The following is a 19761-nucleotide window of genomic DNA, read 5'->3' as shown; positions in this document are numbered from 1 at the left end:
CTCGACCTCCCCAAAGGTCACTTTGTACAGGCCCGGCGTCGGCTCAGATCGTCCCCTCACGGGAGAAACCGTATGCGACGACGAAGGCTGATCGTGCTCCTGGTGGCGCTTTTCGCCGTCATCGGAGCAGGGACCTTCGCCGTCGCCGCCTCCACCAAGGTGTACGGCACGGCAGCCGGAACCGCGGACACCTACTTCACCAACTGGCGCAACGGTGACATCGAGGCCATGCGGCGCCTGGTGGACCAGCCGCCCAGGAACTTCGTCACCACGCATCTGGCGCTCGACGACGGCCTGCATGTGGAGTCGTTCACGCTGACCCCGGGCGTGCTCAGGCGCACCGGCGACCAGCGGGCCGAGGTGCCGTTCTCCGGGGTGCGCAAGCTGAAGGAGTTCGGCGACCTGCCGTTCGCCGGCACGTTGCGGCTGGCCGTACGTGACAGGGCCTGGCGGGTGTTGTGGGCGCCGGAGACGCTGGACCCGCACCTGAAGGGCGGCGGCCAGCTGGAGGTCAAGGCCATCGACGGCCCCGCGATCAAGCTCGTCACCAGGGAGGGCGTGGACATCCCGAACAACGGCTACCTCGACGCCTACCTCGACCGGCTGCTGCCCGAGTTCGACGACGGGGTGAGCGAGGGGTGGGCGCTGGAGGCGACCGCGCCGGGCAAACCGGCCGAACGGCTGCAGGTGATCCTGCCGGACGCGCGGAAGGTGCGGACCACGCTGTCGCGATCGGTGCAGGCGGCGGCGGCCCGCGCGCTGGACGCCGTGGACGACGCGGCGATCGTGGTGCTGCGGCCGAGCTCGGGGGAGGTGCTGGCGGTGGCCGACCGGCTGAAGGAGGCCAGCGCCTTCCACAGCCTTTTCCCGCCGGGGTCGACGTTCAAGGTCATCACGGCCTCTGCGCTGCTGGCGGCCGGGCTCGACCCGGTGACGGAGGTGGGCTGCCCGCCCTCCTACACGATCCCCGAGGGCAGGACCTTCACCAACGCGGGCGGCGAGTCCGCGGCGGACACCACGACGTTCCTGGAGGCCTTCGCGATCTCCTGCAACACCGCCTTCGCCGAGCAGGCGACCACCAGGCTCACCCCGGCCGACCTGCTGGAGGCGGCCAAGGCGTGGGGCATCAACCGCGACCCGCTGCCGACCGGGGTCTCCGGCAGCTGCGGCGAGCTGCCCGAGCCCGACGGGCTGGACCGGCTCGGCGAGGACGCCATCGGGCAGGGGCTCGTGCAGGTCACGCCGCTGTGCATGGCGATGGTCGCCGCGGCGGTGGAGAACGGCACGTGGCGCTCACCGCGCTTCCTGATCTCGCGCAAGCAGATCGACGACATCGACGGCGGGCCGCCGCCCCAGCCGGTCGAGCTCGACGACGGGGTCGTCACGGCGCTGCGTTCCATGATGCGCGCCGTCGTCACCGAGGGCACGGCGTCGGGCGCCGGGCTGCCCGACGGGGTCGCGGGCAAGACGGGGACGGCCGAGGTCAGCGGCGGTGAGCACGCGTGGTTCATCGGCTACCGCGGTGACCTGGCCTTCTGCGTCTTCGTCAGGTACGGCGGCGCGGGCCGCCAGGCCGCGGTGCCGATCGCGGCACGCTTCCTCAACGGCCTCTAGCAGAGCCCCTCTCCTTGTGAGGAGCGTCTCTTTCCGGGTGCACAAAGCTACGGAACCGTAAGTTACGGTATCGTAGGTTACGTGCTCTATGAAAAGCCGTTGCTGCGCGGCTGGCTGCACGCGGGCGCGCTGCCCGTGACGCTGGTCGCCGGGTTCGTGCTCGTGGCGCTCGGACCCACCCCGCAGGCCAGGCTCGCCTCCGCCGTCTACGCGATCACCTCCGCGCTGCTGTTCGGCATCTCGGCCACCTACCACCGCGGCACGCTGGGCCCGCGCCTCGCCGAGGTCCTGCGCCGCTTCGACCACGCCAACATCTACCTGATCATCGCGGGGACCTACACCCCCTTCGCCCTGCTGGCGCTCGACGGGGCGGCCCGCATAGCCGTGCTCGCCGTCATCTGGGGCGGCACGCTGGCCGGGGTCCTGTTCCGCGTCTTCTGGGTCGGCGCGCCGCGCTGGCTCTACACCGCGCTCTACCTGGCGCTCGGCTGGACCGCGATCTTCGTCATGCCACAGCTCCTGGAAGGCGCGGGCGTGACCGCCGTCGTGCTGGTGGCCGTAGGCGGAGTCTTCTACTCGCTGGGGGCCGTCGTGTACGGCCTGCGCCGCCCTGACCCGTCGCCGCGCTGGTTCGGCTTCCACGAGGTCTTCCACGCCTTCACGATCGCCGCGTACCTGGTGCAGTACATCGCGGTCTCGATCGTGGTCTACTCCCATCTGTGAACCTCGGGAGCGAGCAGTACGTGTCGGTCACCACCTACCGCAGGGACGGGACGCCGGTCGCCACGCCCGTGTGGGTGGCGCAGGACGGCGAGGACGTCGTGTTCTGGACGGTGACCGGGTCGGCCAAGGTCAAGCGCATACGCAACAACCCGTCGGTCACCGTCGCCGCGTGCGACTACCGGGGGAACGTGCGGGGCGAGGCGGTCAAGGGGGCGGCGACGGTCCTGTCCGACGCGGAGACCGAGCGGGTGCGCGGGCTGCTGCGCCGGAAATATGGGCTGGTCGGGCGGCTGACCTTGCTGGGGAGCCTGATCCGGCGCGGCCGTACCGGCACGATAGGGGTAAAGATCACCGATCTTTGACGATAGGCCGAGATGATCGCGGGAAACGCCCCCATATGGAGCAATTGGCGAGCGCATGGTGGCTGGTGCTCATCCGCGGCATCTGCGCGATTATCTTCGGCATCCTGGCGCTGGTCTGGCCAGGCATCACTCTCTACACCCTGGTGATCTTCTTCGGCGCCTACGCGATCGTCAACGGCGCGTTCACGCTGGCCAGCGCGTTCCGCCACGACGCGGAGTCCAAGGGCTGGCTGATCGCCTCCGGCATCCTCGGCATCCTGGCGGGCATCATCGCCTTCGTCTGGCCCGGGATCACCACGCTGGCGCTGCTGTTCGTCATCGCCTTCTGGGCGATCTTCACCGGCGTCGCCGAGATCGCGGGCGGCATCAAGCTGCGCAAGATCATCGACAACGAGTGGATGCTGATCGTGGGCGGCGCGCTCTCGATCATCTTCGGCATCCTGCTGCTGATCTGGCCGGCCACCGGAGCCCTGACGCTCACCTGGCTGATCGGCCTGTTCGCGATCATCTACGGGATCGCGATGGTCGCTCTGTCGTTCCGGGTGAAGAACCTGGCCCCAAGAACCTAGATCGCAGAAATTTTTCGGGTAAATACGCATTCTTGAGGGAACGTATGCCGTGTCCGGCCCACTGTGGAGGAGACATGGACGTTCACGACAGGCTTGCCCGCCACCTTCTCGTCGATGGCTACCGGCTGGTGCTGGACCTCGAACGCAGCCAGGGTTCCTGGCTCGTCGACGCCCGCACCGGCCGTCGCTATCTGGACTTCTACACTTTCTTCGCCTCCGCCCCCCTGGGCGTGAACCCCCCACTCGACGAGGAGCTCCTCGGCAGGATCGGGAAGAACAAGCCCGCCAACCCCGACATCTACACCGCGCACCTGGCCGACTTCGTCGACACCTTCAGCCGCGTGCTCGGCGACCCCGATCTGCCGCACCTGTTCTTCGTCGAGGGCGGCGCGCTCGCCGTGGAGAACGCGCTCAAGACCGCCTTCGACTGGAAGAGCCGCCGCAACGAGGCGGCGGGCAGGTCGCGGGAGCTGGGCACCCGGGTCATGCACCTGACGAAGGCCTTCCACGGGCGCAGCGGTTACACGCTCTCACTGACGAACACCGAGCCCAACAAGACCGACCGCTTCCCCAAGTTCGACTGGCCGCGCATCGAGGTGCCCGCCATCCACCTGGGCGACGTGGAGCGGGCGGAGGAGCGGGCGCTGGCCCAGGCTCGCGCCGCCTTCGAGGCGCATCCGCATGACATCGCCTGTTTCATCGCCGAGCCCATCCAGGGCGAGGGCGGCGACAACCACATGCGCCCCGAGTTCCTTCAGGCGATGCAGGCGCTGTGCCACGAGTTCGACGCGTTGTTCGTGCTCGACGAGGTGCAGACCGGCGGGGGCACCACCGGCACGCCCTGGGCGTACCAGCAGCTGGGCCTCGCCCCGGACATCGTGGCCTTCGCGAAGAAGGTCCAGGTGGGCGGGATCATGGCCGGGCGCAGGGTGGACCTGGTCGAGGACAACGTGTTCAAGGTCAGCGGCCGCATCAACTCCACCTGGGGCGGCGGGCTGGTCGACATGGTGCGCTCCCGCAGCCTCATGGAGATCGTCGAGCGGGACGGGCTGATCGCCCGCGCCGGGCAGCTCGGCGCGTTCCTGCTGGAGCGGCTCACCAAGATCCAGGCGGAGAACCCGGCGCTGGTGTCGAACGTGCGCGGCCGGGGTCTCATGTGCGCCTTCGACCTGCCGGACGCCGACGCGCGGGCCGGCCTGATCTCCAGGCTGCGCGAGGAGGAGGGCGTGCTGGTGCTCCCGTGCGGCGAGCGCTCCATCCGCCTGCGTCCGGCCCTCAACGTGCTGGAGGAGGATCTGGAGTTCGGGCTGGCCGCGCTGGCTCGCCTTCTCCCGTGACCTCGGCCAGGGCCCGACCGGCGCGGTCCGCTCCGTGCCGGTCGCCGAGCTCCCGGTAGAGCTCCTGGGCGCGGCGGAAGCACGCCGCGGCCTCGCCGTACAGGCCGTGGCTCTGGTGGGTGGCACCCAGGGCGAGCAGCGTGCGGGCCTCGTAGCCCGGCTCGCCGGTCACCCGCAGGGCCTTCGTGTGCAGGGTGAGGGCGTCGGCGTAGTGGCCTCGGCCGTTCAGGTGGCGGTAGAGGTCGATCGCCTGGTGGCGGGTGTGCGCGGGCCAGTGGTCGCCGCCCGACGCGACGAGGTTGGCGCGCTCGGCGTCCAGCCAGGCGCCCGCGCCCGCTCGCGCCGCGGTGGACAGGTAGTGCGCGAACAGGCGCTCCAGCGCCTCCGGCGCCTCGTCCCGGGTCGCCATGGCGCGGGCGTGCTCGCGCAGCAGGTCGTGGAAGGTGTAGCGGCCCGGCTCGTGCTGGAGCAGCATGTGCACGTCGAGCAGGTCCTCCATCAGGGCCTCGGCCCTGTCGGGCGGCAGCCCGGCGAGCGCGGCAGCTGCCTGCGGCTCGATGTCGGGGCCGCGGTGCAGGCCGAGCAGGCGGAACATCCGTTGCTGGTGCGGGCCGACCTGCTCGTACGACATGGCGAACGCGGCGGCCACGCCGTGCTCGCGGGAGAGCAGGCTCTTCTCGCGCAGCCGTTCCGCGAGGTAGGCGACGTTCCATCGTGGCCGGTGCAGCAGGCGGGCCGCCGCGATTCGGACGGCCAGCGGCAGGAACCCGCACAGCCGCAACACCTCCAGCACCGCTTCGGGCTCCTCGGCCGCGCGCGCCCCCACGATCCTGGTGAACAGCGTCACGGCGTCGGCGGCCGGCGGCACGTCCACAGACATCGCGTGCGCGCCGTCCAGGTCGACCAGCCTGCGCCTGCTGGTGATCAGCACGAGACTCCCGGGCGAGCCCGGGAGCAGGGGCCTGACCTGGTCGGCGTCGGCCGCGTTGTCGAGTACGGCCAGCACCCGGCGACCGGCGAGCTCGGCCCGCCAGAGGGCGCTGAGCTCGTCCGGCGACGCGGGCAGGCGTTCGGCCGGGACGCCGAGCTGGCGCAGCAGGATCTCCAGCGCGGCGGCGGGCGCGAGCGGGACCTGGCCGCTGGTGTGCGCGTGCAGGTCGACGAACAGGCGGCCGTCGGGGAAGCGTGGGGCCAGCCGGTGCGCCGCGTGCACGGCCAGCGTGGTCTTGCCGACCCCGGCCATCCCGTCGATGGCCGAGACCGTCGCGTCGCTGGTCACCAGCCGGTCGAGCTCCTCGGCTCGTCCTGAGAAGTCGGGCACGCCGTACGGGAGGAAGTCCGGTGCCGGGACGTCGTTCAGGATCGTGCGTTCCAGGTCGGCGAACGTGCGGCTGGGGTCCAGGCCCTGCTCGTCGGCCAGCCGTTCGCGGAACGCCCGCGCCGCGGCCAGGGCGTCCACCTGGCGGCCTGAGCGGTGCAGGGCGAGCATGAGCTGGCCGGTCAGCCGTTCGCGCAGGGGATGGTCGGCGGCGAGCGCGGCCAGCTCGTCGACCAGCGCGGCGTGCCTGCCCGCGCCCAGTTCGAGCTCGGCGAGCCGCTCGAAGGCGGCCAGGCGCCGCTCGACCAGGCGGGCGCGGGCCTGCTCCACGTAGCCGCCGCCGATCCCGGACAGCGGCTGCCCGCGCCAGAGCGCGAGCGCCCTGCGCAGCCGATCCACCTGCGCCGTACGGTCACCCGCCTCGCCGGCCAGCTCGGCGAACTCGTCCAGGTCGAACCGTCCTGGCTCGGGGAGGATCACGTACCCGGCCGATCGGGTCTCCAGGACCTCTCCCGCCCCGGCCCGGCGCAGGACCTGGCGGATGGCGGCGATGGAGGCCTGGATCTGGGAGCGCGCCGTGTCCGGCGGGTCCTGGCCCCAGACGGCGCCGATGATGCGTTCCGCGCTGATCACCGTGCGGGCGTGGAGCAGCAGGTAGGCGAGCACGGCGCGGTGGCGCGGGGCGGCGCCCGGCACGGGTTGCCCGTCGGCGCCGAGCACCTCGACGGTGCCCAGAACCCTGAAATATGCAGACATGTGCGGATCCTGCCTCGGGGGAATGTCTCGCTGGTTCTCATGCTTATAAGCATGTATAACCGTAAGAAATTTCGAGGGAGCGCCGCGATGACCAGCAGATTCGCCCAGGTCGCCTTCACGCCCGCCGTCCAGGAGCAGCAGCGGGCGCACGGCAGCGACCGGGCCTACCAGCGCATGCTCGACGGGCCGCGACAGACCGACAGGATCGGCGAGAACGAGCGCTACTTCATCGAGGAGCGCGACAGCTTCTACCTGGCCAGCGTGGGGGAGACCGGCTGGCCGTACATCCAGCACCGCGGGGGGCCGCGCGGGTTCCTGCGGGTGCTGGACGACCGCACGCTCGGGTTCGCCGACTTCCGCGGCAACCGGCAGTACATCACCCGCGGCAACCTCGACGGGGACAACCGGGTGTCGCTGTTCCTCATGGACTACGCCAACCAGGCCAGGCTCAAGATCCTCGGGCGCGCCCGGGTGGTGGAGGGGGACAGCTCGCTGGCGGTCGAGGGCTACCCTGCGAAGGTGGAGCGGACCATGCTGATCGACGTCGAGGCGTTCGACTGGAACTGCAGCCAGCACATCCCGCAGATGTTCCCGGTCGAGGCGGTGGAGGGGACGATCAGGAGGTTGCAGGCGCGGATCGCCGAGCTCGAGGCTCGCCTGTGAGCGGGGAGCCGCTGCCTGTCGAGCTGGCCAACACCACGTATGCCGTCAGAGGCAAGGTGCGGGACGGCCTGGCGGACGTGGGCGCGCTGTCCGCCTGGCTGGAGCTCACCCTCCCCGGCCTTCCCTCTCCCAGGGAGGCCGATCTCACGGTGGCGCGCGAGCTGCGTGACGCCATCCGGGCCCTGGCGGGGGCGGTGGTCGCCGGGGAGCGGCCCGCTGAAGCTGCCGTGGAAGCGGTGAACAAGCATGCCCGTACGGCTCCGCGCTGGCGGGAACTGCGCTGGGACGCGCCCCCGTCCGCCGTGCCGTACAACACCCTGGGCGGGGTCGCCGGGGCGCTGTCGTCGATCGCGCAGGAGGCCGTCGACCTGTTCGCCGGGCCGCTCCTGGACGACCTCCGCGCCTGCCACGCGCCCGGCTGCGTGCTCTTCTTCGTCAAGGACCACCCCAGGCGCGAGTGGTGCTCGGCGGGCTGCGGCAACCGGGCGCGCGCCGCCAGGCACTACGACAAGGTGCGCGGCGCCTAGCTGACCGCCCGCCTGAGCAGGCGCTCCAGGCTGTTGAGCGCCGGGTCCGCGTCGGTGTCGGCGCGCCTGGAGATCGCGATGTCCACGTTGAGCGGCTCTGGCAGACCCTCGGCCGGCCGTACGGCTCCCGCAGGGACGTTGTCGGCGAGGAGGGCGCCCAGGCCGATACCCGCCGAGATGGCGGCGATCACGGCGTGCGCGCTGGTGCTCTGGAAGGCGATGCGCCACTCGCGCCCGTGCCTGCTCAGCGCGTCGAGCATCGGCTGGCGCCACTGGCACGGCTGGCTGAACATCACCAGCGGCAGCGGCTCCCTCGCATGGTCGAACCCCGGCGCGCACACCCAGACCAGCGGCACCCGCCGCTCCCAGCGCAGCGCCGCCTCGCTCATCGCCGCCGGATCGCCGAGCGCCAGGTCGAGCCGCCCACGGTCGGCGAGCCTGCGCAGCGTGGCCGCTGAGCCGATGACGACCTCCAGGTCGACCAGGGGATGCAGGGCGGCGAAGTCGGCCAGCGCCGTGGGCAGCGCCGTGATCGCCAGGTCCTCGAGCAGCCCGATCGTCCGCCGCCCCGCCGAGGCGGCCCTGCCGTTGACCGACTCGCGCGCCTCGTCGTGCAGGACGAGCAGGCGTTCCGCATAGGCGAGCAGCTTCTCACCCGCAGGGGTCGGCCGAGCGCCCTGCGAGTCCCTGACCAGGATGCGCTCGCCTGCCGCCTGCTCCAGGCGCTGGATGCGCTGGCTGACGGCCGGCTGGCTGAGCTGGAGGGCGGCGGCGGCCCTGGTGATGCTCCCGGCGCGGACGGTCGCCGCGAAGGAACGCAGGTCGGCGATCTGGAAGTCCATAAGCAATCATTATGCACAGCATCGCAATATTGCCATTCTCCATGGCCGGGCGGATTCCTACAGTGGGCACATGCCCATCGAGTACCACCACGTCGACGTGTTCGCCGACCGCCCGTACACGGGCAACAGCCTGGCCGTCTTCGTCGACCCGCCCCCGCTGTCGTCCACCCAGATGCTGACGATCACCCAGGAACTCCGCCACTTCGAAACGATCTTCGTCACGGAGACGTCAGTGCGCGTCTTCGACCTCGTGGAGGAGCTCGACTTCGCCGGACACCCGTTGCTCGGCGCGGCAGCCGTCCTGGGCCGCCCGTCCGTGACCTTCACCCTGAGAGACGGCCGCGAGGTGGAGGTGACCGTGGACGGCTCCCAGGCGCTCCTGGACCAGGGCCGCCCGAGCTTCATCCCGTCCAGCCCCATCGTCTCCGAGGTCGCAGAGGCGATGGGGCTGCACGCCTCCGACCTGCTGGAGCCGGAGGTCATCTCCACCGGCCTGCGCTACCTCGTCATCCCCGTACGCGGGGGAGACGCCCTGGCCCGAGCCCAGATCACCCACCCGGACCTCACTTCCTTCCTCGCTGGCCTGGGCGCCCAGTTCGCCTACCTCCTGGACATCAGCGCCGTGGAGGGCCGCCACTGGAACAACGACGGCGTCCTGGAAGACGTGGCGACAGGCAGCGCCGCCGGCTGTGCGGCGGCATACCTGCTCCGCCACGGGCACATCGCGGCAGGGGAGAAGGTGTCCCTGAGCCAGGGCCGCTTCACCGGCCGCCCCAGCACGATCACCATCACCGCCTACGGCACCTCCGACTCCGTAACGCGCGTCACGGTGGGTGGCAACGTGGCGAAGGTGGGCACAGGCACCCTGAGCGTCGCCCCATGATGGTGGAGGCCGAGACCCTGCGCGCAGCGGTGTCCCTCGGCGATCTCATCGAGCCGGTGTCACGAGCCTTCGCCGACTACAGCGCAGGACTGGGCGAGACCCCGCTGGCCGTCTTCGCCCCGGCGGGCGAGCAGGGCGACGTGCACGTGAAGTCCGCCTGGCTGCGCGGCTGGCCGTACTTCACCGTCAAGGTGGCCACCTGGTTCGCCGCCCGGACACCCGCCACCAGCGGCTACATCGCCGTCCACTCGGCCGCGACCGGCGACCTGCTGGCCCTGCTCCGCGACGAACACCACCTGACCGACCTCCGTACGGCAGCCGCCGGTGCGATAGCCGCCCGGCTGCTGGCCTGCCCGGACTCCACCACGCTCACCGTCCTGGGCGCCGGCACCCAGGCCCGCCTCCAGACAGAGGCCGCGGCCGCCGTGCTCCCCCTGGAACGCATCCTGATCTGGGGCCGCAACCCAGAATCCGCCCGAACCCTCGCCACCACCCTGACCACCTCGGGTGGGCCGGTCGTTTCCGCGGTGTCCGATCCGGCGGAGGCCGTACGGCAGGCGGATGTGATCGTGACCGCCACCGGCAGCAGGGCGCCCGTCCTGCACGGGTCCTGGCTGCGGCCCGGTCAGCACATCACCGCCGTCGGCGCCGACGACCTGACCAAGGCCGAGCTCGACCCCGCCTGCTTCGCCAGAGCGGACGTCGTGGCCGTCGACAGCCGCTCCCTCGCCCCGCTCTTCGCCGGCGACCTGACCGGGCCCATCGACGCGGAACTCGGCGAGCTGATCCTCGGGCGCCACCCGGGCCGCACCCATCCAGCCCAGATCACCGTCGCCAAGCTCATCGGGCTGGGCATCCAGGACCTGGCCGCCGCCACCGTCGCGATGGAGGCTCTCAGGTGATCGCCAGAACCTGGTCCGGCCGCGTCCCCTCGCACCTCGCCGACCCTTTCGAAGCCCACCTCATCGCCACCGGCCTGACCGCAGCGTCCGCCTTACCCGGCTATCAGGGCGCTCAGATCCTCCGCTCCACCCATCCCCAGGGGCGCACCGTGGAGTTCCGGCTGGAGACCTTCTGGGAGTCGTGGGAGGCGATCCGCGGGTTCGCCGGGCCGGACGTCAGTGCCGCTGTGCTGTATCCCGGTGACGAGGCCTACCAGCTCTCCCCCGACCTGCACGTCGAGCATCACCTGGTCGTCAGGAGGGATCTGCTGTGATCACGGCGATCACCGGGGGATACGTGGTCCCCGTCGCCTCCCCGCCGATTGACGGGGGGACGGTGCTGGTGCGGGACGGGAAGATCGTTGCGGTTGGTGCCGGGCTGGCCGTACCGAGTGACGCGACCGTCGTCGATGCGCGCGGCACCTGGGTCCTGCCGGGGTTCGTCGAGGCGCACGGGCACATGGGGATCGGCGAGGAAGGGATCGGCGACGTCGGGGAGGATCTCAACGAGCCCGGCGAGACCAACGGCGCCCGGCTACGGGCCGTCGATGCCATCAACCCCGCTGACCAGGGGTTCGTGGATGCCCTGTCGGGAGGCGTCACCACTGCGGCCATCCTGCCGGGCTCGGCCAACCCGATCGGCGGGCAAGCCGTGGCGGTCAAGACGTTCGGGCGCACGGTCGAGGACATGGTGGTCCGTTCGCCGGTCGGGGTGAAGAGCGCGCTCGGGGAGAATCCTCGCCGGGTCAGGAGCGGCACGCGGATGGGTACGGCCGCGGCCATCAGGGACGCCTTCCTCGATCCTGACCCTGTGCTGGCTCGCGTGTTGTCGGGGGAGCTGCCGTGGTTGCAGCACGTGCACCGCGCCGACGACATCGGCACCGCCGTACGGCTGGCCGACGAGTTCGGCTACCGCCTGGTGATCAACCACGGCACGGAGGCGCACCTGCTGGCCGACCTTCTCGCGGCTAAGGGCATCCCGGTGGTCAGCGGGCCGCTGTTCGGCACGAGGACGAAGGTCGAGCTGCGGAACCGCACGCTGGCGAGTCCGGGCATCCTCGACGCGGCGGGAGTCCTGGTGGCGATCACGACGGATCACTCGATGGTGCCGATCCAGTTCCTCGTCCACCAGGTGACGCTGGCGGTCAAGGAAGGGCTGGCCCGGTCGTCGGCCCTGCAGGCCATCACCACCAAACCGGCGGCGATCCTCGGCCTGGACGACCGGGTCGGTGCGCTCGTCCCGGGGCTGGATGCCGATGTGGTGCTGTGGTCGGGCGACCCCTTGGACGTCATGAGCCGCGCCCTCCGCGTCTTCGTCAACGGCCAGGAGGTGTACACCTACCGCGCGTAGGGACCTTCTGCCACGCCGGGCCATCCCGGAGCACCTGACAGAACGGCCCATCAAGCTCTTGGTGGGATCAGAGGAAGGGATCCCCTCAAGAGGTCATGGGGTGCGTTGGAGCCAGAGGGTGATCGCGGTCGGGCGGGAGTCGACGCCAAGTTTGGCGTAGATGCGGTTGACGTGGTTTTTCACCGTTTTCTCGCTGAGAAAGAGACGCTGCGCGATCTGGCCGTTGGACTGGCCGGTCGCGATCAGGTCCATCACTTCTGTCTCGCGTTTGCTCAGTGACATGGCCGCGCTGTCAAACGCTGCGTCGTCGACTCTCATCCGGCCTCCGGGGCGCGAAGACGGTCAGATCGCCGAGGGCCCCCGTGCATCCGGCGTAAGCGGTTGTCAGCGAGCATAACTCGCAATGTCATGATTTGGGGGACGTACGGGAGAAAACGCCAACGGCCGGTCCCGTAGGACCGGCCGTTGTACATGGGGTGAGCGACGGGACTTGAACCCGCGACATCCAGGACCACAACCTGGCGCTCTACCAACTGAGCCACGCCCACCATGTGCGCCGCCGCAGCAGCACAAGAAAAGTGTAGCGGCCTTCGGGAGTCTTTACGACCGAGTAACGCCCTCGGCGAGCGTCCTGGCCGTCGCCGAGTCCGGACCGGGCTGTCCCACGAAGACGGCGGCCCGGTAGTAGCGCAACTCGCGGATGCTCTCGGTGATGTCGGCCAGCGCCCGGTGCCCGCCCTGCTTCTCGGGCGCCGCGAAGTAGACGCGCGGGTACCAGCGGCGCACCAGCTCCTTGATCGACGACACGTCGATCATCCGGTAGTGCAGGTAGGCGTCGACCGCCGGCATGTCCCTGGACAGGAACGTGCGGTCGGTGCCGATCGAGTTGCCGCACAGCGGCGCCTTCTTCGGCTCGGCGATGTGGCCGCGCATGTAGTCGAGGACGAGCGACTCCGCCTCGGCCAGCGTGACCCCGCCGGCCAGCTCCGGGAGCAGCCCGGAGGCGGTGTGCATCTGCCTGACCACCTCCGACATCTGCTCGAGCGACTCCGGCGGCGGCTTGATCACCACGTCGACGCCCTCGTCGAGCTGGTTGAGCTCGCTGTCGGTGACCACGCAGGCCACCTCGACCAGCGCGTCACGACCCAGATCGAGCCCGGTCATCTCGCAGTCGATCCAGACCAGCACGTCACTCATAGCATCTCCCTTGTATGGGACAAGCCTAGTGCCACTGGTCAGGAGACCTTGAGCGAGTTCAGCACCTGAGTCACCACATCGGTGCCGAGATTGTCGGGAACCGAGGTGTAGAGCAGCGCCGGAGCCTTGCCCTCGCCCTGGTCCACGACCACGACGGCGCCGCGCTCCTTCTTCCACTTGTAGCCCTTGGCAGCGGACTCCTTGGAGAAGTCGAGCTCGAACTCGATCAGCCACCCGTCCCGGTCGCCGACCTTGATCGCCTTGTTCTGCAGGATCTTGCGCTCGTTGGGAATCTGGTAGTAGTTCGTGGCGAAGTCGATGAAGACGCCCTCTGTCGCGTCCTTCAGGCCGGCGACCCCGGAGTAGGGGTAGACCGGGTTCAGCGTGCCGGTGTAGATGTTGCCGATCCAGTCGTTGTCCTTGCCGTCGTAGTTCTCCTGCGACGTCTTCTGCACCGCGCCCGACCAGTTCTGGATGCTGGGGTCGGTCCCGTTGATCTCCGACCACTCCGGCACCGTCCAGCCCTCGGGCACCGCGAACGACAGTCCGGTCACCGGATCGGTGATCGTGCCGTCCTGGGCCTGCGGCAGCTCACCCGTCGACGGCTGGGCCGACGGAGTCTCACCGGGCGTGGTCTCCTCGGGCCGGGGCTCGAGGCTCCTGGTCGGGATGGGCTGGGCGATGGGACCGCTGCCGCTCGTCGACTTGACCACGAAGACCACGGCGCCGACGATCAGCGCGACCACGAGCAGCGCGCCGACGCCGCCGAGCACCCAGGGCAGCGCGCTGCTGCGCTTGGGCGGCGGCCCGAACTCGGCGCCGGGCAGCGGGGCGCCCCACTGCGACTGCTGCTGTGCGTACCCCGGCTGGGTGTAGGGGGCCTGGCCGTACACCTGGGTCGGGTTGGAGGCCTGCTGCGGTCCGTAAGGGGCGGGCCCGGAGGAGGGGCCTGGCGCGAAGTACGGGCCGGAAGGAGGGCCTGGGGGCGGGGGAGCGGCTGGCTGGGGGGCCGATGAGGGCTGGGGTCCAGAGGACGGCTGGGCCCCCGCAGTGTCCGTTCGCGCCTGCTCCAGCGGGTGCGTGGCGTCGGTCCACTGGCTTCCGTCCCACCAGCGGAGCTGAGGCGATCCGTAGGGGTCGGGGTACCAGCCTGCGGGGGTCTGCGGAGTCATGTCCGTCAGAGTAGTAAGAACCGCTTTGTTGTGCATTCAGCACTTGTAGGTAAAGCTCGTCTTCCCCTCGATCGTCTTGCCGTCCTGCGCGGGCGACAGCACCCGCAACGTGGCCGTCCCCTTGAACGACCCCTGTCCCTTGACGGTCCACAGCAGCGGTACGGTCACCGATTTCTGGCCTTCGCGCACAGTCTGCTTCTGCGTGATCGGCTGCTTGGTGTCGCTCTTGCGCCACTCGTATTCGATCGTTCCCGCCTGGCCGTTCGTCAGGAAGGTCCCGCTCACCTTCATCGTCTTGTCACACCCGAGGGTCTTCTTCGGCACGGTCACCTGAACCGACTGCACCGCCAGCGGCGTCCCGGTGAACGGGTCGTACCAGAGCCACACCAGGACCAACCCGGCGATCATGAGCGCGAGCACCGCCGCAGCGACGATCGTGCGCGTGCGCCGCTTGCGCGCCACCTTCCCCGCCCTGGCCGCCCCGCGCGGCGAGGCGGTGGCGAGCTGGTCGCGCCCGGCCCGCCACATCTCCTCCACCGGCGAGGAGTGCTCCGTCGAGACCCCGGGGCCGAAGTGCTGCTGCTGGCCCCCCGGCACGTGCAGGAGCGTGACGATGTCGCCCTCGTCCTGGTTCAGCACCCCCTGCGCCACCACGTCCAGCGCTGCCCACCTGCGCGCGACCATCGCCAGCGCGTCCCTGCTGATCAGCCCGCCGGGCAGGGCGTCGCGCCCGCCCAGCAGCGTGTCGCGGGCGGCGGCCAGCCCGTGCGTGGCGGCGACGGCGGCCGCCCGCTCGAACAGCGCGGCAGCGCCGGGAACCCCGGCCGCCCACGTCGCCGCCAGCCCTCGGGCCAGCGACCCCCAGGCGGCGATGTCCCGCTCCTGGGTCGGCGGCATCCCGCGTACGGCGTCGGCCAGCCCGCGCTCGCTCAGCAGCGCGGCGCCGTCACCGGCGATCACCACCGTGCCCGGGTGCACCGACCCGTGCACCAGCCCGGCCGCGTGCAGCGACAGCAGCGTCTGCGCCGTCTGCACCAGCACGGCCGCCGCACCCGACGCGTCCATGCCCGGGGCGTTGATGAGGTCGGACAGCGTCGGGCTCGCCGACTGCCCGGTCAGCAGCCAGACGTCGTCGCCCGCCGCCACGACGTCCACCACCGGGACCAGCCCGCCGACCCCGCCACTGACCAGGCGCTGGTCGGACACCACGGTCTCGACCAGGCGCTCCTTCACTCCGGGCAGCCCGATGACCTTGGGGTCGAAGCGCAGCGCGCCCGCCCTGGTGCCGTCGGGGCCGATGGAGTCGATCCAGGTGCCGAGCTCGGTGATCCGGGTCCGCTCGGTGAGCTGGAAGCCGGCGATGCCCTTCCTGGGTGGCTGCTCGCTCATCGCCGTAGCTCCCCGATCCCTTCTACCGCTTCCTCCTGTGCCGCCCTGCCATGCGGCGCCGCACCGCCAGTGTGACGGGTACCGCGCCCGACGTCACCAGCCCGGCTGCCAGCACCGCCCCCGGGAACATCGCGACCTGCGGATTCCTCCTGGGGTCCGGTGTGCTCTCCGGAGTGGGCGACTCCCCGTTGTCGGTGCGCGTCGGGGATTCGCCGCCCCGAGGAGGGGACTCCTCCCCTGTCGGCTCCTCGGTCGGCTCCCCGGTGGACTTGGTCGGGGTCGGGCGGGACGTCGGGGACTGCGTCGTCGGAGTGGGCGTCGGGGTCGGGGTGGCGCTCTTCGTCGGGGGAGTGGTGGGGTCGGTGTCCGCCGTCGAGGTGATGCCGGGCTCCGGGCTCTCCGTGGGCTTCTTGGTCGGCTTCGGCGTCGGCTTCACCGTGGGCGTCTTCGACGGCTTCGGCGTGACCGTGGGAGTGGCCGAGGTGGGCGCGACGGTGGGCGGCGCGGCCGTCGTGGTGGGCTCCACGGTCGGCGTCTCCTCCGGCGCCGGGGTGGTCTCCTCCTCGGTCGGCGTCGGCGACTCGGTGACCGGTTCGCCGGTGATCGGCGGCACCGCGCTCGGGGTCAGCGTCGACGTCCCCGCCTGCAGCTTCGGCTTCTCGTCCGACCCGCTCAGCGCCACCACCGCGATCCCGGTGATCACCCCGACGGCCACCGTACCGACCAGGACCTTGACCCCGAGCTTCGTCATCACCTTCGACCCGCCGCCGTGCAGCTTGGTCTCGGCGAGCGAGGTGGCGTCGTCCTGCGGCAGGTCGTCGGCGCTGGGGAACAGCACGAGCAGCAGCCCGGCGAGCCTGGCCAGGCGGCGCCGTCCGCGCTCCTGCCAGTCCGGCCCGTAGGCGTCGGCCGCGACCGCCTCCAGCTCGGTGAGGAACGCCTCGGCCGACGGCGGGCGCTCCGCCGGGTTCTTGGCCATGCCGCGCTCGACCAGGCCCTGCAGCGCCGCCGGCACCTCCTCGACGGGAGGGGGCGTGCTGTGGTGCTGGTGGGCCAGCGCGGCGATGTTCGAAGCGCGGAAGGGCCTGGTGCCGGTCAGGCACTCGAAGAAGACGATGGTGGCCGCGTAGACGTCGGTCGAGGGCGAGGCCGCCGCGCCCGACCACTGCTCGGGCGCCATGTAGGGCGGGGTGCCCGCCGCGTTGGCGCCGTCGCCCTGCCGTACGGCGATGCCGAAGTCGATGAGCTTGCTGGTGCCGTCGCCCTGGACGACGACGTTCTCCGGCTTGAAGTCGCGGTGCACGACGCCGATCGCGTGCGCCGCCGCGAGGCCCTTGAGCGCGCCGTACAGCACGCAGAGCGCGGCCTCGGGGCCCGTCGGGCCCTCGGAGTTGAGCAACGCGCGCAGCGGGACGCCGTTGACGAGCTCCATGATGATCGCCGCGCCGTCGCCGGTCTCGACGTAGTCGATGAACTGGGCGTTGTGCGGGCTGCGCATCGCGCCGAGCAGCCGTGCCTCGTGCCTGAACCTGGCGACGAACCCGACGTCGTGCCGCAGTTCGTCGGACAGGTATTTGATGGCCACCTCGGCGCCATCGTGGTCGCGGCGGGCCAGCACCACACGTCCGGCGGCACCGGTGCCTAACTCGCGGACCTCGGTATAACCGGGGACCCCCCAGTGCGTCCCGTACATAACGGTCTCCTCAGAGTTTGTCTGGGCCCCCACCCTCAACAGACGGAGCGTAGCTTAACTCTGGTAACCGTGATTGTTCCGAAAAGTCGGAAATTTAGTCGCTGGAATGATCGGGAGTGGGCGTTGTGTCCTGACTTTCGCACGCCGGAGTCTTGCCGCCGGTGCTGTCGCCTCCGCCGTCCGCTGCGGGGGTCGTGGAGGCGCTGATCGCCCACTCGGAGCCGCACGGGACCTTCTCGAAGGTGAAGCTGACCGTCCGGGTGTAGGACGTCTGCCCGGTCAGCTCCACCTCCTCGTTGTGGGTGGCCTCGCCGAGCCGGAACGACACGTGCAGCTGCACCGGCTGCTCGCCGTTCGTCAGGACGACGACCGTGGCGGCGGCCAGGCCGCGCGCGTTGAGCGAGGCGCGCGCGATGGAGACCGTCCTGACGCCGGCCGGGCACGAGACGGTCGTGCGCGCCGAAGCGGACTCGCCGCCCGCGCGGACCGTCACTGACAGCACTGCGCCGCACGGGCGCTTGTCGAAGGTGTAGCTCAGGGTGCGCGAGTAGGAGCGCCGGCCGGACAGCGTGGCCGAGCGGGTGGCGACCTGGTCGCCGTTCACCGAGAACGCGCCGTCCAGCTCGACGGCGGCAGTCCCGCTCGTGGCGACCCTGACCGCGGCCTGTACGGCCCGCCCTGGCGCCTCGGCGACGTCCAGCGACACGCGCAGCGCGGTGACCTTGGTGGCGCAGGCGGGCACGGCGGCGCGCACGGTCCTGGCGCCGCCCGGGGCCGCCGGGGTGGTCCGTACCGTGAGGGTGACGGTCCTGCCGCAGGCCTCGTCGCCCAGGTCGTGGGTGAAGGCGCTGGTGTAGGTCCTGGAGCCGCGCAGCCGTACCCGCTCGGTGTGCACCACGTCACCGGCCACCGCGAACGTGGCGGTCACGGTGATCTGGGCCGTGCCCGTCGTGCTGATGGTGGCGGCGCCGGACGCCACGCCGGCCGCGCTCACCTTGAGCGCCGCGAGGGAGAGCGCGGAGACGGAGGTGACCGGTTTGGGGGTGATCGTCGGAGTGGGCGTGGGCGTCGGGGTCGGCTTCTTGGTGGTGATCGTCGGGGTCGGAGTGGGCTTCTTCGTGGTGACCTTGGGGGTCGGGGTCGGCTTGACCACCGTAGGAGTCGGCTTGACCACGGTCGGCGTCGTGGACGGCGACACCTGGGAGACCACCGTCGAGGACGACGGCTCCTCGCCGGGCCCGCCCGTGTCCGTGTTCTCCACCAGGGACGGCGTCGGCGTGTCCGCGGTCGGCGGCAGCGCCAGCGGGCTCAGCGGCGGCGTGGTCGTCGGGGCCTCGGCCACCACGTCCACGGGCTTGATCGGCGTGGCGTCCCGCCCGGCCAGCGCCACCGTCGCGACCACCGCCACGACGGCCACCGCGGTCGCCCCGACACCGACCAGCAGCTTCGACATGTTGCTCCGCGCCCCGTGCAGCACCGTGCGGAACAACGTGGTCCCGCCGGAGGAGACCGTCGGCGCCTGCGCGGGCATCGGCAGCAGCAGCGGCAGCAACCCGACCAGCGCGATCAGCCGCCGCCTGCCCCGCTCCTCCCAGTCCTCGCCGTACCCTGCGGCCGCCACCCGCTCCAGCTCGGACAGGAACGTCAGCGCGCCCGGCGGCCGGTCGGCCGGGTTCTTGGCCAGTCCGCGCATGACCAGCTCGCGCACCGGCTCCGGCGCGTCGTGGGCGGGGATCGGCGCGTGCATGTGCTGGTAGCCGAGCACGACGGGCTCGGTCGACTGGTAGGGCCGGTGCCCGGTCAGGCACTCGAAGAAGACGGCCGTCGCCGCGTAGACGTCCGTGGACGGCGTGGCCGGGCCGCCCTCCCACAGCTCGGGCGCCATGTAGGGCGGGGTGCCCTCGGGGTGTGCCGTCGTGCCCTGCCGTACGGCGATGCCGAAGTCGACCAGCTTGCTGACGCCGTCGTCACGGACGATCACGTTCTCCGGCTTGTAGTCCCTGTGGACCAAGCCGACCTGGTGCGCCCTGGACAGGCCGAGCAGCGACCCCTTGAGCACGACGAGCGCCGCCTCCGGGCCGGTCTCCCCGGCCTCGCGCAGCAGCGCGCGCAGCGAGACGCCGTTGACGAGCTCCATGACGATGGCCGCGCCGCGCGGCTCCTGGACGTACTCCCACATCCGCGCGATGTTCGGGTCCTGGAGACTCACCAGCAGGCGCGCCTCGGTCTGGAACCGGGTCAGCGCGGCGGGATCGCGCCGCAGCTCTTCCGACAGGTACTTGATCGCGACCTTGACACCTGTCTCGTCGTGCACGGCGAGCACGACTCTGCCGCTTCCGCCCGTTCCGAGCTGTCTGATCTCGGTGTAGCCGGGCGCGCTCCAGTCCATGGCGCTCTCCCATCAGGAGTGTGGCCCACCTGATG

19 protein-coding genes and 1 tRNA gene are annotated in these 19761 nt (G+C 71.0%); 11 read left to right on the top strand and 9 right to left on the bottom strand.

Features of this window, described 5'->3' with window-relative positions:
- The first annotated feature begins 72 nt into the window (after positions 1–72).
- The 5 genes from ACIBG8_RS38765 to lat all read left to right on the top strand — a co-directional run bounded on the left by ACIBG8_RS38765 (position 73) and on the right by lat (position 4605).
- Positions 73–1614: a penicillin-binding transpeptidase domain-containing protein gene (locus ACIBG8_RS38765; protein WP_397348189.1), complete on the top strand. Its 1542-nt coding sequence runs from the start codon at positions 73–75 to the stop codon at positions 1612–1614.
- An 81-nt stretch (positions 1615–1695) separates the two neighbouring features.
- On the top strand, positions 1696–2337 hold the full coding sequence (locus ACIBG8_RS38760; RefSeq protein WP_397348188.1) for a hemolysin III family protein: 642 nt from the start codon (positions 1696–1698) through the stop codon (positions 2335–2337).
- Entirely contained in the window at positions 2334–2699 is a 366-nt protein-coding gene (locus ACIBG8_RS38755; RefSeq protein WP_397348187.1) for a PPOX class F420-dependent oxidoreductase, read from the top strand. The genes ACIBG8_RS38760 and ACIBG8_RS38755 overlap by 4 nt, the downstream gene beginning before the upstream one ends.
- A gap of 35 nt (positions 2700–2734) precedes the next feature.
- Positions 2735–3268 (top strand): HdeD family acid-resistance protein, encoded by a 534-nt coding sequence (locus ACIBG8_RS38750; RefSeq protein WP_397348186.1) that lies wholly within the window; start codon positions 2735–2737, stop codon positions 3266–3268.
- 74 nt (positions 3269–3342) lie between these two features.
- Entirely contained in the window at positions 3343–4605 is a 1263-nt protein-coding gene (gene lat / locus ACIBG8_RS38745) for an L-lysine 6-transaminase (RefSeq protein WP_397348185.1), read from the top strand.
- Here the strand turns inward: lat and ACIBG8_RS38740 are convergent.
- On the bottom strand, positions 4544–6679 hold the full coding sequence (locus tag ACIBG8_RS38740; protein WP_397348184.1) for a BTAD domain-containing putative transcriptional regulator: 2136 nt from the start codon (positions 6677–6679) through the stop codon (positions 4544–4546). The genes lat and ACIBG8_RS38740 overlap by 62 nt on opposite strands.
- A gap of 87 nt (positions 6680–6766) precedes the next feature.
- On the opposite strand from ACIBG8_RS38740, the gene ACIBG8_RS38735 reads away from it, so the two are divergent.
- Together ACIBG8_RS38735 and ACIBG8_RS38730 are read left to right on the top strand one after the other, a co-directional pair.
- Positions 6767–7342 carry a pyridoxamine 5'-phosphate oxidase family protein gene (locus ACIBG8_RS38735; RefSeq protein WP_397348183.1) on the top strand — a complete coding sequence of 192 codons (576 nt, stop codon included), beginning with the start codon at positions 6767–6769 and terminating at the stop codon, positions 7340–7342.
- Positions 7339–7869 carry a CGNR zinc finger domain-containing protein gene (locus ACIBG8_RS38730; protein ID WP_397348182.1) on the top strand — a complete coding sequence of 177 codons (531 nt, stop codon included), beginning with the start codon at positions 7339–7341 and terminating at the stop codon, positions 7867–7869. Before ACIBG8_RS38735 ends, ACIBG8_RS38730 begins: the two co-directional genes overlap by 4 nt.
- Here ACIBG8_RS38730 and ACIBG8_RS38725 read toward each other — a convergent pair.
- Positions 7866–8711, bottom strand: a complete 846-nt coding sequence (locus tag ACIBG8_RS38725) for a LysR family transcriptional regulator (protein WP_397348181.1) — start codon at positions 8709–8711, stop codon at positions 7866–7868. The genes ACIBG8_RS38730 and ACIBG8_RS38725 overlap by 4 nt on opposite strands.
- 70 nt (positions 8712–8781) lie before the next feature.
- Between ACIBG8_RS38725 and ACIBG8_RS38720 the strand changes: the two genes are divergently transcribed.
- Genes ACIBG8_RS38720 through ACIBG8_RS38705 form a run of 4 tightly spaced genes read left to right on the top strand, consistent with a single transcriptional unit; the run spans position 8782 to position 11886 of the window.
- The gene (locus tag ACIBG8_RS38720; RefSeq protein WP_397348180.1) at positions 8782–9594 is read left to right on the top strand and encodes a PhzF family phenazine biosynthesis protein; all 813 of its coding nucleotides are present in this window, start codon (positions 8782–8784) and stop codon (positions 9592–9594) included.
- Positions 9591–10496, top strand: a complete 906-nt coding sequence (locus ACIBG8_RS38715) for an ornithine cyclodeaminase family protein (protein WP_397348179.1) — start codon at positions 9591–9593, stop codon at positions 10494–10496. Before ACIBG8_RS38720 ends, ACIBG8_RS38715 begins: the two co-directional genes overlap by 4 nt.
- Positions 10493–10810 carry an antibiotic biosynthesis monooxygenase family protein gene (locus tag ACIBG8_RS38710; RefSeq protein WP_397348178.1) on the top strand — a complete coding sequence of 106 codons (318 nt, stop codon included), beginning with the start codon at positions 10493–10495 and terminating at the stop codon, positions 10808–10810. Before ACIBG8_RS38715 ends, ACIBG8_RS38710 begins: the two co-directional genes overlap by 4 nt.
- A complete protein-coding gene (locus tag ACIBG8_RS38705) occupies positions 10807–11886 on the top strand; it encodes an amidohydrolase family protein (protein ID WP_397348176.1) in 1080 nt (359 codons plus the stop codon). Before ACIBG8_RS38710 ends, ACIBG8_RS38705 begins: the two co-directional genes overlap by 4 nt.
- Positions 11887–11979: 93 nt before the next feature.
- Here ACIBG8_RS38705 and ACIBG8_RS38700 read toward each other — a convergent pair whose 3' ends face one another.
- The 7 genes from ACIBG8_RS38700 to ACIBG8_RS38670 all read right to left on the bottom strand — a co-directional run bounded on the left by ACIBG8_RS38700 (position 11980) and on the right by ACIBG8_RS38670 (position 19726).
- Positions 11980–12204, bottom strand: coding sequence for a LuxR C-terminal-related transcriptional regulator (locus ACIBG8_RS38700; RefSeq protein WP_397348175.1), 225 nt, complete (start codon positions 12202–12204; stop codon positions 11980–11982).
- 154 nt (positions 12205–12358) lie between these two features.
- Positions 12359–12434: transfer RNA gene (locus ACIBG8_RS38695), tRNA-His, on the bottom strand.
- 52 nt (positions 12435–12486) lie between these two features.
- The gene (orn, locus tag ACIBG8_RS38690) at positions 12487–13083 is read right to left on the bottom strand and encodes an oligoribonuclease (protein ID WP_397348174.1); all 597 of its coding nucleotides are present in this window, start codon (positions 13081–13083) and stop codon (positions 12487–12489) included.
- A 38-nt stretch (positions 13084–13121) separates the two neighbouring features.
- Positions 13122–14255 (bottom strand): DUF2510 domain-containing protein, encoded by a 1134-nt coding sequence (locus ACIBG8_RS38685; RefSeq protein WP_397348173.1) that lies wholly within the window; start codon positions 14253–14255, stop codon positions 13122–13124.
- A 36-nt stretch (positions 14256–14291) separates the two neighbouring features.
- The gene (locus ACIBG8_RS38680; protein ID WP_397348172.1) at positions 14292–15644 is read right to left on the bottom strand and encodes a hypothetical protein; all 1353 of its coding nucleotides are present in this window, start codon (positions 15642–15644) and stop codon (positions 14292–14294) included.
- A gap of 22 nt (positions 15645–15666) precedes the next feature.
- Positions 15667–17337, bottom strand: a complete 1671-nt coding sequence (locus tag ACIBG8_RS38675; protein ID WP_397348171.1) for a serine/threonine-protein kinase — start codon at positions 17335–17337, stop codon at positions 15667–15669.
- A gap of 94 nt (positions 17338–17431) precedes the next feature.
- A complete protein-coding gene (locus ACIBG8_RS38670; protein WP_397348170.1) occupies positions 17432–19726 on the bottom strand; it encodes a serine/threonine-protein kinase in 2295 nt (764 codons plus the stop codon).
- Positions 19727–19761: the final 35 nt, after the last annotated feature.

Source organism: Nonomuraea sp. NPDC050556, from assembly GCF_044457355.1.
In the GTDB taxonomy this organism is placed as follows: Bacteria; Actinomycetota; Actinomycetes; order Streptosporangiales; family Streptosporangiaceae; genus Nonomuraea.
Note: the sequence above shows the minus strand (reverse complement) of the source record. Positions and strands in the feature narration are given on the sequence as shown.

Bases quoted from the DNA above. Each gene is read 5' to 3' on its own strand.
- ACIBG8_RS38765 (WP_397348189.1), top strand. From the start codon at position 73: ATGCGACGACGAAGGCTGATCGTGCTCCTGGTGGCGCTTTTCGCCGTC.
- ACIBG8_RS38750 (WP_397348186.1), top strand. From the start codon at position 2,735: ATGGAGCAATTGGCGAGCGCATGGTGGCTGGTGCTCATCCGCGGCATC.
- lat (WP_397348185.1), top strand. From the start codon at position 3,343: ATGGACGTTCACGACAGGCTTGCCCGCCACCTTCTCGTCGATGGCTAC.
- ACIBG8_RS38740 (WP_397348184.1), bottom strand. From the start codon at position 6,679: ATGTCTGCATATTTCAGGGTTCTGGGCACCGTCGAGGTGCTCGGCGCC.
- ACIBG8_RS38735 (WP_397348183.1), top strand. From the start codon at position 6,767: ATGACCAGCAGATTCGCCCAGGTCGCCTTCACGCCCGCCGTCCAGGAG.
- ACIBG8_RS38725 (WP_397348181.1), bottom strand. From the start codon at position 8,711: ATGGACTTCCAGATCGCCGACCTGCGTTCCTTCGCGGCGACCGTCCGC.
- ACIBG8_RS38720 (WP_397348180.1), top strand. From the start codon at position 8,782: ATGCCCATCGAGTACCACCACGTCGACGTGTTCGCCGACCGCCCGTAC.
- ACIBG8_RS38715 (WP_397348179.1), top strand. From the start codon at position 9,591: ATGATGGTGGAGGCCGAGACCCTGCGCGCAGCGGTGTCCCTCGGCGAT.
- ACIBG8_RS38700 (WP_397348175.1), bottom strand. From the start codon at position 12,204: ATGAGAGTCGACGACGCAGCGTTTGACAGCGCGGCCATGTCACTGAGC.
- orn (WP_397348174.1), bottom strand. From the start codon at position 13,083: ATGAGTGACGTGCTGGTCTGGATCGACTGCGAGATGACCGGGCTCGAT.
- ACIBG8_RS38685 (WP_397348173.1), bottom strand. From the start codon at position 14,255: ATGACTCCGCAGACCCCCGCAGGCTGGTACCCCGACCCCTACGGATCG.
- ACIBG8_RS38680 (WP_397348172.1), bottom strand. From the start codon at position 15,644: ATGAGCGAGCAGCCACCCAGGAAGGGCATCGCCGGCTTCCAGCTCACC.
- ACIBG8_RS38675 (WP_397348171.1), bottom strand. From the start codon at position 17,337: ATGTACGGGACGCACTGGGGGGTCCCCGGTTATACCGAGGTCCGCGAG.
- ACIBG8_RS38670 (WP_397348170.1), bottom strand. From the start codon at position 19,726: ATGGACTGGAGCGCGCCCGGCTACACCGAGATCAGACAGCTCGGAACG.